This window comes from Pseudomonas sp. 10-1B, from assembly GCF_000935045.1.
GTDB lineage: Bacteria > Pseudomonadota > Gammaproteobacteria > Pseudomonadales > Pseudomonadaceae > Aquipseudomonas.
Genome location: NZ_JYKS01000011.1, coordinates 101,132 through 114,409, shown reverse-complemented (window position 1 = coordinate 114,409; position 13,278 = coordinate 101,132). Strand labels below are relative to the sequence as shown.

The window sequence follows — 13,278 nt, the reverse complement described above, 5'->3', positions numbered from 1 at the left end:
GACAACATCCTCATTCAGAATGGAGCAGTAGTGATGCGCTTCCATGTCGAAAAACGTCATTCAAGGGCGTGATTCGGGACGTGCGATTGCAAATGCCGCTAGCCATCGTTCAGTTCGCCCTAGTTTACTGATACCCATTCATTCCGCTTGGCGAACCTTTGGCGGATGAACTTTCCCGCTGAATATACGAAAGCCAAAGGTGTTGTAGAACCAGGTCACCGGCATCAGCAGTGCAAAACCAGCCAGCATGAACGTTTGGCTTGTCCTGCTTGATGCGGCGTCGAATAGCGTGAGGTCGGGAGGAACGATCAGTGGGAAAATCGTAATGACCATCAGCGTGAACGCCAAGACGAACAGGATAAGCGCGCACATTAGCGGCAATACGTCGTGCCGACTTCGAAAACTCGCCCAAAAAGCGATAAAGGAAACAAGAGCAGTCCCGCCAGCAGGGCCGAGCACGGAAGGGCTGGAAAGTCGCTGCGCATAGACTGTCGCCATGCTGAGTGTCCAGAACAGCAGAATAATCACCAGCACAAAAGTGGCCACGCAAAGAAGTTGAGCTTGCCTGCGCGACGTTTGCTGTAACTCAGATTCGCTTCGCCAATACAGCCAACAGGCTCCGAGCCACGCATAGCCCACAACCAGCACGCCCGCGCAGTAGAGTGCGAAAGGGCTTGTCCATTCCCAGCCTGTTCCAGTGAATTGCCCGTTTCGGTGGGAAATGCCTTGTACCAAGGTACCCAGCGCCGCGCCTTGGCATCCCGCGGCTATCAACGACCCGCACATATGTAGTGCGTCTATGCCTCGCTTGATAGTCGGGTTTTCTGTGTAATCACGAAACTCCAAGGCCATGGCGCGGACGATCAACGCCAGGAACATGGCAATGAACGGCACGTACAACGCAGGCAATAGAATCGCATATGCCAGAGGAAACAGCGCTAAAAGCCCCCCGCCTCCCAGAACCAGCCAGGTCTCGTTGGCATCCCAGATCGGCAAGATGGACACCGCCATGGCGCGTCGTCGCCTGGCGCTTCGGGTGAACCCCATGATGATACCCACTCCCAGGTCAGTACCGTCGAGCAGGACATAGCTGAGCACAGAGAAGGCGAGAGCCGCCGCTGAAAGTAATACGATCAGGTCACCTTCCAGCATAGGTTGCACCTCAGGGCTTGCCGATTTCGTCTGGGAGGGTCGGCTGTGGTTGTTGTTCTCCGGGTTTGGCCGGATGACGCAGAATACGCAGCAATACCCACAATCCGATGCCGAACACCACCAGATAGAACATCAGAATGACGCCGGTAGAGACGAGGACCTGCTCGCTGGAGATTGGCGATGCACTGTCCGCCGTTTGCAGTAATCCATAAACCGTGAAGGGCTGGCGGCCAACCTCGGTAACCACCCAACCGCTGATCATGGCCATGAAACCGGCAGGGGCCATCAGCACGGCGCAACGGTGCATCCAGCGCGCAGTGTAGAAGCGTTGTCGATGGCGCAATACCAGGCTGGTGACCCCGAGCACCACCATAAGCACGCCCAGGCCCACCATCAGGCGAAAGGCCCAGAACACAATCGCCACGGGGGGCGTGTCCTCAGGCGCAAATTCAGTGAGCGGTCTGATCGTGCTGCTCAGGTCATGGCGCAGATATAGGGAGGCTATGCGTGGTATAGCCAGCTCGAAATGATTGCGCTGCTCGGCCGTGTCGGGCAACGCAAACAAACGCAGGGGTTCACCTGCACCAGGGGGAGGGCGCTCCCACGCGCCCTCCATCGCAGCCACCTTCTGGGGTTGAAACCTCAGCGTGTTTTCGCCATGCAGATCGCCTGCGACAACCTGGAGCGGTGCGAGGACCGCAATGGTCCACATCGCCATGGAGAACTGCACTCTGGCGTGGTGGTCAGATGACGCGTGCAATAATTGCCATGCACTCGCTCCGGCGATTAGCAGAGCTGTGGCCAGGAAGGTCGCCAGCATCATATGGACGAAGCGGTAGGGAAAAGAAGGATTGAAGATAATTGCCCACCAGTCCTGCGCGACAAACCGTCCGTCTGTACCAATGCCGAAGCCACTGGGCGTGTGCATCCAGGAGTTCGCAGACAGGATCCAGAATGCGCTGATGACTGTGCCGACAGCCACAGCCCAAGTGGCGAAGAAATGCAGCCTGGGGCCAACTTTATTCATGCCGAACAGCATGATCCCGAGGAAACCTGCCTCCAGAAAAAACGCAGCCATCACCTCATAAACCATCAGGGGCCCGAGGATCTCCCCGGCCTGGGTGGCGAGCCGTCCCCAGTTGAGGCCAAACTGATATTCGAGTATCAGGCCTGATGCGGTACCGATGGCGACGTTGAGCGCGAATATTTTCAGCCAGTACCGATAGAGATCCAGATAAACCTGCTCCCGACGCCGAAGCCACAGGGCTTCCAGCACCAACAAAAAATTCGCCAGACCAATGCTGAACGCCGCAAGCACAATATGAAAGCTGATGGTTACGGCAAACTGTATACGCGCTGCGAGCAGCCCCCACTCAACACTTTCCATAGGGTTTCCTCTGTTCGGCGCGCTCCCTACATGATTTGATCTGTTTCGGGCACGGCGTGAGCGATATCGTCAGCATCCGGCTGCGCATGAAGCAGGATGACAGGCACCGATTCCTCCCACCCCGTTGCCACATTATCTTCATGAGGAATCTCCTTTTTGCGGTATTTGCCTAGTGTTGGCCCAGGGGGGAGGGTGGGCCGTGCGAGGCGGGCGACGGGCGGGCCGACCGTTCAGGCGCCCCTGATGCCCAGGCCCTCTCGACCTGGTGCCGAGAGGTTGGCTTCTTGTGGCAACGCGGTGACCTTGATCGCCCGCACCGGTACGGCGAACTTGGCGCCCACCTTGGAAAAGCGCTCGAGCAGGTGGAAGTTGATGGCCTGCTGGATGTCCATGTATAGGTTGTAGCCAGGGTCCTTGACGATGTACACGCACTCGAACTCCAGCGCTTCCTTGCCAAAGCCGCGCAAGTGAGCACGGTCGAAGCGCACCTGCTGCTGCGCCTTGATAGCCTCTTCAACGATGGCAGGCGCTTTTTTCACTGCCTCGGTTGGCGTGTCGTAGGACAGGCCGAACTCGAACACGATGCGTCGTTCCTGCAGGCGTTTGTAATTCTGGATGGTGCTGTTGATCATGCTGGCGTTGGCCATGACGATCTGCTCGCCACCCAGGCTGCGAATGCGCGTGGTTTTCAACCCCACATGTTCGACGCTGCCTGCCAGCGGGCCGATGACGATGAAATCGCCCACCTCGAACGGTTTATCCACGGCGATCGACAGCGAGGCGAACAAGTCGCCGAGGATGTTCTGCACGGCCAGCGCCACGGCGATACCGCCGACACCCAGGCTGGCGACGAAAGCGGTGATGTTGACGCCCAGGTTGGACAGCATCGCCAGTACCACCACCGACCACAGCAGCACCCGCGCGCCCCACGCCGACAGGGTGGCCAGCGCGCTGCCCTGGTTCAGGCCGTCGCTGCGGTGGCGGGCAAAGTAGCGGTTCAGGCCCAGGTCGATGGCGCGGTTGGCCCACAGCCCGATTTGCAGGGCAGCGACCACGAACCAGAGGCTGCTCACTCGTGTCAGCCAGCGTTCCGGCAGGTCGAGCACGCTCAGGCCTACCAGCAAGGAGGCGAGCAACAGCAGGAAATTGCTGGTGCCGGCCAGCACCTTGGCCAGCACGTGGCTGAGCACACCGTCATGTTCAGACCAGCGACGGATGCGGTGCAGCAGGAAGCTGATTGCGGCGCGGGAGACCAGGAAGGTCCCGATGGCCACAGCCAGGGCCAGCAGCAGATTGAGGATGGAAATGCCGAACAGGGTGGTATCGGTGAACAGGGCTATGATGCGGTCATTCATGAGCAGCGCGCCTCCCGGGTGCCTGGATTGTTATGAAGGTCCTTTTCATGGGATGCCCCATGGGCGCCATAGGTCGATCCGATTTCACAAACCGAGCATGTTGTAGTGGACGTAGTACATGATCCATAGCGACAACCCCACCAGCAGCACGATGATCACGACGGTGAACATCAGCGCCACCAGGCTCCAGCGCTGCTCGCGCGCCGTGGTCAGGTGCAGAAAGAACACCATGTGCACCAGAATCTGGATCGCCGCGCAGGCCAGCTGATGGGACGGTGCTATATGAGCGGGCCTACGCCCAGCGCGCCGGCGAGAGCATGAGCCGGGCGCTGGAGTGGGGCGTAGGGTATGCCAGGCGAGTGGCGGTTGAAGGTACAGCGAGCCACGCCGAGCCGGCGAGCCATTGACGGGGTCAACCGTCGGACTGTTCCTCAGGTGGAACCTGGCCGTCGGGCCAGTCCGGCGCCTCTTGCTCCGGTTCAGGTCTGGGTACCGGCTCGCCCGGGTTATGCGGCACTTCGTCGACGTAAGGGGCGGGGTGGTCAGGGTCAATCATGGCGGGATCCTCCACAGCGGTTACTCCGCTTAGGCCGCCCTGTTGTGGTGGCTGTTCAATCCGATTGAGCCAATGGAACGACGACCGCCCCTGGCGACTCAATTGCAGCAACGCCTGGAAGGCTGTGAGTTTGCGCTCGATGCGTTTCTTGGCCAATGCCAGCAATTGGGTGACCACCTCGGCTGCCTGCTCGTACAGCTTGCCAGCCGCGACCGGCGTTTCTTTGAACTCCTGCGCCAACGCCATGCCGGGCCGGTGGCGGCGAGCCCTTCACGCTTCGCTGCCGATGCGCACCCCGCTGGCTGGCCTGGATTGGTCTACTGGCGCCTGCACGGCGAGCCACGGATCTACCACAGCGAGTATTCGCAACAGTACCTGCAACAGCTGGCTGAGCGGCTGCAGCGCAGCCACGCTGCAGGCGAAGCTACCTGGTGCATTTTCGACAACACGGCCTCCGGTGCTGCACTGGGTAACGCGCTGGCGCTCGAGCGGTATCTGCGCTGATGCAAGCGGATCAAACTTTTTGCTCCTGGCGGGCTCTTCTGAGAACAGTTCGTAGTGCGAGGAGCAGCCCATGAAGCATGACGATGGCAAGACCGGCGACAAAGTCCCACGGCCGCTTTCTTCCGAAGAGGCGCAGCAAGGCGAGCGGGCCCCAGACCCGGTGCTCGAGAGCCCAGACCGGGATACCGAGGCAGTGGACAAGGTCATTACGCCTACCTCCATCAAGGAACAGGAAGAACAGACGCGCCAGATTAAACAGCATCTGGACGAGGCCAACACGAAAACCCGCCGCTGAATACATGTCCAGGTGGCCGGCACTCAGCCCCGTTTGCGTGCCCGTGGTCTTTTTTACACAGTTTCCAGAGGATAGGGTTTTCTACCGCCTCCGGTTTTGGGGTAGACCGGCTCGATCAGCCCCAGCAGGCCCGCCCAGGGCACGACCTGATCCATTTCAGCAAGGAAGCGTTCGCAGCGGGTTTGCTTACGCTTGCTTGCGTACTCGAAGTCGGAAAAGCTCATCTGGCTCATAGGCGGCTCGGATCAGATGGCGCGGCGATTTTCGCATAACCGGGGGTTTATTCGGAGATTCCTTAAAGGTTTTGTGGTGCTCAGTGGAACTTGATCACACGCTATCGGGATCCCCGAAGAGCATTTGGACATCGATATAAATCAAAAAGTTACCTGGGGCCAAAACAGTGCGTGTCCGGAGTTGGGGCCAGAAATTCAACGCATCGCTGAAACTGCCAAGGTCACTCATCATCGTCTTGCATTTCTCGGTCCTCAAACGCCGACCGCACGGCCTCCACGATTCGCGCCGCCAGGCACTCATCTTCGAGCTGCGGATATTGCTTCTTGAGCTTGCCGGAAACATTCCAGTCATTCTCCTTGATCGCGCGAATGATGCGGTTCGCATCCTGGTCTGGCATCTCCACGACGTCTTTGAGTCGCTCTTTGGCGAGCTGGAAGATGACAAGGATCCTGGCTTCGTCGGCCATCTCAGTTCGAATCGTGTGCTCGACGACGCGCGCAGTATAGAGAACATGTGCGGTCAGATCCGGATAGCGCCAGGCGAAGCGCGCATCTTCGTAGTCGTCGAACTCGAAGTTGCTCGGTGTACCGTCTTCGTAGGTCACAAGCCTGCCAAAGCGATAGGAGGCCGCATAGCGCCGCATGAAGGGGCGAGAGAACACCTCTAGTGTCGCATCATAGCCGGCACGGAACTCGGCCGAGCTGGTAATCGTCGCTGAAACAGGCAATATCACGCCATTCGGAACCGCCTGGTCCCGAACCAGCGTGTCGTTGATCAGGAAACGGTGAATTCGCCCATTTCCGTCTCTCATCGGATGGATGTAGACGAAGCCGAACGCCAATGCCGCGGCGCGCGCAAGCGACTCGGCGCCCCGGGTGGCCATCTCGAATTCGTTGAGGCCAGCAAGCATCGGGGCAAGGTCGTCAAAATGTGGGGCGACGTAGTGCACGATGTTCTCGCGCATTGTGGATTGCCCTACAAAAACGGGGGAGCGCCGTAACCCCAGGCCAAACGCATCGCGTCCTAGGATACCGGCCTGCAAGAGATGCAGACTGCGGTCACTCAATGGGTCTTCGATATGGCCGCAGTGTTGCGCGATGACGTGTGCAAAACGCTGGATTCGATCGACTTGGCCTTCCTCTTTTTCAATCAGGAAGCTTGCGCGCGACTCCTTCAGCGTCAACCAACTCGCCGTCCGCATCAGGATGTTGGGGCCGAAGGTCTGATCGAGCTCTTCCAACGCGGACCTCAGGTCAAACTGTAAGGCTTGCTGCACGGCATCGGTTCGCCGGATAAGCGGGCAAAACTCATGCGTGCCTGGCAGATTGTTGTTGACGCGCCAGCGGCGAGATCGAATCGGCGTCGTGCGGGTGAGGTAGTGGGTCGGCGACACGGCATCGGTGTAGGCGCCATTGTTCACATCAGGCACGTCCAAATGTTGTCCCGTCAGCCACTCGTACAGAAATCCGGTGCGCCGAGCGTACTGGCCAAAAGGAGAACGGCGGCACCAGGCCTCGACTGGCTCGGGTCCTACGACGGCAAACAGGCGGGCGAAGAATTCAAGGTGGATCTCCTCGTATTTGAGCCCGAATTCGAAGTGGCCTGCAAAATCGTCGTCGGGCCGATAGTTAGGCGGATATTTGTTTTCTACCTGACTACCGGTATCGCGGCTTGCCCGCACTGTGCTGATGGCCGAATCGACGCGCAGAGGTTGTGCCGGATTAACCCCGTACCGGGTAGCTAGTGCCTTGAAACCGACCTGCATGGAAAAAACCTCTACCGAAAGCCCAAAAACGCTACTGTTCTTGGGGTATTACCCTAAAACACTACCGTCAGCCGTGAGGAGCAAAAATACTAAGGAATACATAAATTCGCTACTCATTCCACGGGTTTGCTCAAAAACGCTAATAAAAGCGCCATTTCAGCGACCCTGGCACACCCCTCGGCCGTTCGGCCTCCCCGGGCGCGGTCACGCTTGCCTGCCGAAGTGGGCAGACATTGCCCAACATCCACCTCTTGGCATTGGACCATCTCCATCACGTCAGCCGGGATGGAACACATTGCAATAGGGGGGGAGGACGCCCGCATTGATGCTGGCGCATGGTCTCGCGTCAACCTATACAAAGGAAACCGAAAGTTTATCTGGGGATAACATGTGGGGGCATCACTTTTGTCACGACCAACAGTTGCCCCCAAGGCGCTTGGAAGTCAGCGGAATTGGACGGACGATCATGGATTTATGATTCGCTTAGAGCCCAGATTTTAAAGGCTTTCCAAGGGGTTCTAGAGAGGGTCTTAAAGACTTTCCGGATCCCGAAGAACATCAGGACTTGGCTCTAGAACGGGTGTTTCTGTGAGGAATATTGAAGTGATGCCCCCAATTTTGCCCCCACTCGCAGCGGGTGCGCGGGCGATCGAGATTGGCGATTTCTGACGCGGAACAGGGTGGTTGTCCACGGCTTTCAGTGTACGTCAAGCTCGCCGCGCAGGGGGGATGCCTGGATGATTGGTCGCCATGGGCGCCGCGCTCGATGCTGACTTGGGGCGGGCGCCTGGCAGCGCTTCGCTGAACCATGCTGAAGGCTGGTGACAGACGCCGTCTGGCTGGGCAGTTACCCCGCAGGTCCTGCGCCATGGCGACGGGGCTTATGTCACAGTGGCTTCCCGGGCTGCCCCCACGACTCGCAATCCGCTCGCAAGACATCGATGAACTCCCGCAGCCCCGGGGGCATTTGCCGTCGACCTGGGTAGTAGATATGAAACGGGGGGCCAGTCGGTGCCCAGTCCTCCAGCACCAAGGCGTGGCCGCGGTTCTCGATGCGGCCGAACAGGTGTGCGCCACAGTCACGGCAGGCGTGGCGCTGGATCTATGGAATTGTCTGGATTCTATTATTCCCCAGCCATTGACTTGTGTATGGTTTGCTGTTCAGGGCGGGGCATAGAGCCCCACGGGTGGACGGCCTGAGGCAGGTACCAAAGTGCCTGCGTACCAGGGAACTCCGCCGACTCTGCCGATGATCACGATGCGTTCGGGCACGTTGCCGCCACAGTAAGGTTTGAACAACTCCGCATAGGCGAACGAAGCCAGCAGCTTGCCAAAATCGCCATCATAGTTGCGAAACTTCGTTCCGTCCTTGCTATGGACCTCGATCCGGGCAACCTGGCGACAACTTTGCAGGTCCGCAATCAATCCTCCCGCCTTGACGAACCCACGGCGCAGGGGCGCGTCGGCGGCAATGGACATGTGCGTCAACATTAGGGCCAGCGCTGCGCCGAGCACTGTCAAGTGATCAGCCAGGTGCCATCGGGTTGCTGACATAGCGTTGCCTCCTGATCACCAGTCTTGCCATCAGAAAAGGTCACCGACTGCTTGACCTTCTTGCAGGGGGCGGTCACCGCCACTTCAGCCGTTCCGGTATTGGTGCTGGGTGCCTTGGTTTTCTCCACCACCTCCGTGCGGGCACTTCCAACCCGGCTCAACAAACCGGAGTAGGCGTAGCCGGAAATAGCGCCATTCTGCCCCAGCACCATCCAGTCGGGCTTGTCGATGACCTTGCCCAGTACCAGCACCTCGGTTCCGCGCTTGAGTGCTGGCGGCGCGGCGCGATAATCGACGCCAGGGCCGGTACGTACGTTGAGCGCATCGGAGGTGACCCGGTAGGACTCGTTGATCACCTCGAATGGCGGTACGGTTTCCACGCGCTCCTTGATAGTGGGTACCGCGACAGTCGACGTTGCTTTTTTCTGCTCGACGACTTCTACCTTGACCTGGGTGCCTGTGCTGGGGTTGGTCACCACCTTGGGTGGTGAGGCGGGAGTGGAGCTTTGCAGCACCTGTACGGTCTGCTCCTGAAGTTGACGCTGGGTCCACTCGTCCAGCTTGCGGCCAGCCAGGCAGCCCAAGCCCGCGCCCAGCGCTGCGCCGCCGGCCGTTGCAAGCACGCGCGTTTGCGAACTCTTGTTCCGGGTCGCCTGGTTACCCAGAACACCGCCCAGTACGCCGCCCACGCCACAACCGATGGCTTCGTATTGGGAGGACAGGCTCTCGCAACCCGCGATGGGAATGGCCATGGCGAGAATGATGAACAGGTTCTTTTTCACGGTTCCACTCCCTTTCTCTGGTAGGCATGGGTCAATAGAAGGTGAGCCGTAGCTCCGTCCCGCCGAGTTGGAGGCGGTCACCATCACCGAGTACTTCGTCCCGATGGGGCTGCAGCACACGACCGTTCAACAGCGTGCCATTGGTCGACCCTTCGTCGCGCACACGCAGTGCGCCATGACTGAACTGCAGAGTAGCGTGGCGCATCGATGCCCGGTCATCAGCGATCACCCAGCGCGGATCATGGGGCTTGCGTCCCAGCAGAACGCCAGCGCTCAATTCCTGTGCCGGCAGGTCGAGATGCACGGCTTGTCCGGACGCCGTCCGCCCCTCCAGCCGTACACCATGAAATATGGGTACTTGCACTTCTCTGGCAGTCGGCGGCCGGATAGAACGCGACAGGGACTCGACGGCACGCAATACCCGTTCCCGTGGGCGGCGCGCCACCAACAGGACAATTGCAGCTAGCGCCAGTAGGGCGGCTGCACCACCTCCCACTGAATACGTCAGCAGCCGCTCCATCCGGTCCTGTTCCTTCTGATAGCGTTCTTTGGTGGACATGCAGGGTGTGGAGTCCAGCGTGTAGGCGATGGACTGGGTGTTCAGGTTGCGGATCAGCTCGTTGATGCTAGAGGACGCGAAGATGCCTTGGACCCCTGTATGCCCCATCGTATTCACGCCGATGACGCGATCACACTCGTCGAACAGTGGGCCACCACTGTTGCCGCCACTGATCTGTGCTGAATGCTGTAGTAGCGACAGGGGGCCGCCGCTCAGTCTCCCCGCAGGGTTGACACGTCCCAGCAGCCCGGTGGTGATGGTTGCCACCGAATGGATGTCTCGCGAGGCACTGGTGAACGCTTCCGCTGCCTGGGGGTAACCGATCGCAATGACCGGGCTGCCTTGCGCTGGAATTTGGTCGGTCAATGTGACAGGCTCCAGGTGGGACTGCCCCCTATAGCGGATTATCGCCAGGTCAAGGTCCTTTGAGGTCCATACCACATCCGCATTGGGTCTATTGACAACGTCCTCCGAATTGAACGTCGACTCGTTCGGGTTGACGTAAAGCAGAGTCTTGGATTTGTATTCAATGGCCGCACCGGCAACATGCTGGTTGGTAGCGATATACCCTTCGTTATTTAGGACGAAGCCGGATCCGACAAACATGCCTACTTTGCCATCCTCTTTTTGTGCATAGAACAGGATGTGCACAAGGCCCCGGGTGATCCCCTTGTCGGCCGGCTCACCATGAGTCGGAGGCAGTATCGATAGGGCGGCAAGGCCCAGGCAGGTGACCAGCTTGTGCGAAATCCTCATGGCTGCTTCCTCAGTTGAAACACCAGACGCACGCTCGCCAGTTCGAGTACGTCGCCGTCATGGATCGCCACCTCGCTGCCCAGGACCAGTTCTTGGCCATTGAGCCGGGTGCCTCCTGTTGATTCGAGGTCACTGAGCATCAGTTCCCCCCCGCTCAGCCGCAGCCGGACATGACTGCGACTCACCGTTTCGTCGGCGACGATAACGCCCGGAGAAGGAGGGTTGCGGCCGATGACAAGGCCCTCTGGCAGGCGTGCCAGATCCCGACCGGAGATACTCAGCCCCAGCGGTTGGCCTTTGGAATCGCTACCCTGCAGCAGGCAGTCCGAGAAACTGGCGGTGGCGGCGGCAAGCGCACGGTCGGACCTGCCAGCTTCCACCCGGCGCCAGATCAGCAGCACCAGCACGACCAGCATCAATCCAGCGCCACCCAGCAGTGCATACAGACGCCAGCGCTCGAAGCCCTGGTTGGTGTCGAGCAGGCGCTGGTTCTGCTCTTCAAGTTGGCGCCCCAGGCCGTCAACGCTTTGCGCGGCCTCGCGGCGAGTGTCTTCGCTCCGGCGTTCTGCTTGCTGTGCCTTGCCTTCTGCGTCCCGCGCCCTTTGTTCCGCGTCGTCAGCACGTTTTTTTGCTTCGCCCGCTTTATCGTGCGCGCGTTTTTCCGCAGCCTCAGCGCGTTTTCTGGCGCTCTCGGCCTCTTCGGCGCGCTTCTTGGCCTTTTCGGTCTCGGCGATGCGTTTTTCCGTTTCCTGGCTCGGCAGCCCTGGGCCACCAGACTTGTCGATGCTCTCGCAGGCAGCCGCTGCAACACGGGTTTGCACACCGAGCCCTGCCAGCTTTTGAGCCAGTGCCGGGGCTGGGGATAGCCATAACGGTGGTGCCGGGACATGCGCTGCCCAGAGCGCGTCAAGCGTTGCCCCTGGTGCCGTGCGAATGATGCCAAGCACCTGGCCGCAGCGGTTGAGCACCGCCGCACCATAGGCGCCCCGCCCAACTCCGGCGGCAATGCGTGGCGACGTCGTACTTACCTCGGCCACCACCCCTGCCACACTGCTCGGTAACGCTGCCGGGGCAACCTGGAAGCCGGGGCGGCGCGGGCCGAACAGACGGCTCTTGCGCGCTGGCTCCAGTTGCGGGCTCCAGTAGCCGACGACACGAAGCGTTGCATGCTCGCCCGGTACTCCATTGGCCAAGTCGCGGGCGGGCGGAAGATTACCACCACCAAGCGTCAGCGCCATCAGGTCGTCACCAGCCCAGGCTTGCCGGACCCGAGCCTCGAAACGTCGTCCGGTTTCATCGGCCACGACTAGGCGAACAGCCTTCTCGCGAACATGAGCGGCGGTGAGTACCGTACCGTCGGTGCCCAGCACGACACCAGACACTTGGTTGATCAGATCGTCACCGTCGTAGGCCAGCACCTGGACAATACCGCTGGCCGGTGTCGCGGCCTCGCTTGCCAGGACACAGAGCGGGTTGCCCAGCAGCGCAATGGAAAGAATCGCAAGATGCTTCCTCATACGATTTCCTTGCCCGGCTGTGCGGGGCGCGGCCACAAACGTTTCAACCCGCCGCCAACGCGCTGCAGCAGGCCAGGCGATGGGGAGGAGGGTGCCACGCAGTAACAGAGCACGGTGAGGTTGTCCTGGTTAGGGCGACGTTTGTCCAGGACGCCTTCGACCAGCCGCCGGCACAAATCGGCCGCATCGGCGTAGGGGGCGTTCAGCAGCCTCTGCAGCTCTGCGTCTGTGAGGCTTTGCACACCATCGCTGGCCAGGAGTAGGGTCAGCGGCTGACCTTCGCTCAGCTTTAGCTCTCCACTGTCGACCAATGCTGGTGGCTCCGTGCCCAGTGCGCTGCGTAGCGCATTACGATTGCTATCTGTCTCGGCCTCGGCAGAAGAAAGGCGGCCAATGGCAACCAGTTCGTCGAGGACCGGTGCCATCGAGTGATCGGCATTCAGTCGCTCCAAGCCTTGGGGTGTAACGCGAATCAGCAGGGAATCGCCGACGCTGATCCAGTTCAGCCCGCCCGGGTGGATCCAGACTGCAACCAGGGTCGTGCCCATCGCCCAGTACTCATTCTGCAGACGAGCCTGTTCGCCAATGGCGGCCTGAGCGGCTTGAAGCGCCAGTGCCAGGCGCTGTTCCGTGTTCCCGTCGGTCTGGTCCCGGAAAAATCTCTGGCAAAATGCCTGGGTCGCGGTGCGACTAGCCAGCGCGCCGCCAGCATGACCGCCCATGCCGTCACAGACCACTAGCAACAGGCCATCGCCCAAGTTGTCGCCGAGGATCGCCGCCCAGCAATCCTCCTGGTAATCGCGAGCGCCCTGGTGCTGGATGCCGTGCCAGGACACTTGCGCTTTCTCGGCCGAGGACATGG

General features: G+C 60.1%; 13 protein-coding genes and 1 pseudogene. 2 read left to right on the top strand and 12 right to left on the bottom strand.

Going from position 1 to position 13,278, the window contains the following annotated elements; genetic code table 11:
- Positions 1-138: 138 nt before the first annotated feature.
- The 5 genes from TZ03_RS08345 to TZ03_RS31220 all read right to left on the bottom strand — a co-directional run bounded on the left by TZ03_RS08345 (position 139) and on the right by TZ03_RS31220 (position 4,450).
- On the bottom strand, positions 139-1,152 hold the full coding sequence (locus tag TZ03_RS08345) for a cytochrome d ubiquinol oxidase subunit II (protein ID WP_051096958.1): 1,014 nt from the start codon (positions 1,150-1,152) through the stop codon (positions 139-141).
- A gap of 10 nt (positions 1,153-1,162) precedes the next feature.
- Positions 1,163-2,539 (bottom strand): cytochrome ubiquinol oxidase subunit I, encoded by a 1,377-nt coding sequence (locus tag TZ03_RS08340; protein ID WP_051096956.1) that lies wholly within the window; start codon positions 2,537-2,539, stop codon positions 1,163-1,165.
- 230 nt (positions 2,540-2,769) lie between these two features.
- Positions 2,770-3,894 carry a mechanosensitive ion channel family protein gene (locus TZ03_RS08335; RefSeq protein WP_051096954.1) on the bottom strand — a complete coding sequence of 375 codons (1,125 nt, stop codon included), beginning with the start codon at positions 3,892-3,894 and terminating at the stop codon, positions 2,770-2,772.
- An 84-nt stretch (positions 3,895-3,978) separates the two neighbouring features.
- Positions 3,979-4,122 carry a hypothetical protein gene (locus TZ03_RS31470; RefSeq protein ID WP_236692788.1) on the bottom strand — a complete coding sequence of 48 codons (144 nt, stop codon included), beginning with the start codon at positions 4,120-4,122 and terminating at the stop codon, positions 3,979-3,981.
- Between the two features lie 184 nt (positions 4,123-4,306).
- Positions 4,307-4,450: a hypothetical protein gene (locus tag TZ03_RS31220; protein WP_177328446.1), complete on the bottom strand. Its 144-nt coding sequence runs from the start codon at positions 4,448-4,450 to the stop codon at positions 4,307-4,309.
- A 72-nt stretch (positions 4,451-4,522) separates the two neighbouring features.
- On the opposite strand from TZ03_RS31220, the gene TZ03_RS08325 reads away from it, so the two are divergent.
- Positions 4,523-4,954 carry a DUF72 domain-containing protein gene (locus TZ03_RS08325; RefSeq protein ID WP_082056578.1) on the top strand — a complete coding sequence of 144 codons (432 nt, stop codon included), beginning with the start codon at positions 4,523-4,525 and terminating at the stop codon, positions 4,952-4,954.
- Positions 4,955-5,024: 70 nt separating this feature from the next.
- A complete protein-coding gene (locus TZ03_RS08320) occupies positions 5,025-5,249 on the top strand; it encodes a hypothetical protein (protein ID WP_051096952.1) in 225 nt (74 codons plus the stop codon).
- A 56-nt stretch (positions 5,250-5,305) separates the two neighbouring features.
- Here the strand turns inward: TZ03_RS08320 and TZ03_RS28535 are convergent.
- The 7 genes and pseudogenes from TZ03_RS28535 to TZ03_RS08290 all read right to left on the bottom strand — a co-directional run.
- A pseudogene (locus tag TZ03_RS28535) lies at positions 5,306-5,482 on the bottom strand (IS5/IS1182 family transposase); the annotation flags it as partial.
- 221 nt (positions 5,483-5,703) lie between these two features.
- Positions 5,704-7,248, bottom strand: coding sequence for a Fic family protein (locus tag TZ03_RS08315; RefSeq protein ID WP_051096950.1), 1,545 nt, complete (start codon positions 7,246-7,248; stop codon positions 5,704-5,706).
- 1,161 nt (positions 7,249-8,409) lie between these two features.
- On the bottom strand, positions 8,410-8,727 hold the full coding sequence (locus TZ03_RS08310) for a hypothetical protein (RefSeq protein ID WP_152645399.1): 318 nt from the start codon (positions 8,725-8,727) through the stop codon (positions 8,410-8,412).
- Positions 8,728-8,765: 38 nt separating this feature from the next.
- Positions 8,766-9,584, bottom strand: a complete 819-nt coding sequence (locus TZ03_RS08305; protein ID WP_051096946.1) for a glycine zipper 2TM domain-containing protein — start codon at positions 9,582-9,584, stop codon at positions 8,766-8,768.
- 31 nt (positions 9,585-9,615) lie between these two features.
- Entirely contained in the window at positions 9,616-10,899 is a 1,284-nt protein-coding gene (locus TZ03_RS08300; protein WP_051096944.1) for a trypsin-like peptidase domain-containing protein, read from the bottom strand.
- Positions 10,896-12,416, bottom strand: coding sequence for a trypsin-like peptidase domain-containing protein (locus TZ03_RS27955; protein WP_053388412.1), 1,521 nt, complete (start codon positions 12,414-12,416; stop codon positions 10,896-10,898). The genes TZ03_RS08300 and TZ03_RS27955 overlap by 4 nt, the downstream gene beginning before the upstream one ends.
- A complete protein-coding gene (locus tag TZ03_RS08290) occupies positions 12,413-13,276 on the bottom strand; it encodes a PP2C family protein-serine/threonine phosphatase (RefSeq protein ID WP_053388411.1) in 864 nt (287 codons plus the stop codon). Before TZ03_RS08290 ends, TZ03_RS27955 begins: the two co-directional genes overlap by 4 nt.
- Positions 13,277-13,278 lie beyond the last annotated feature (2 nt).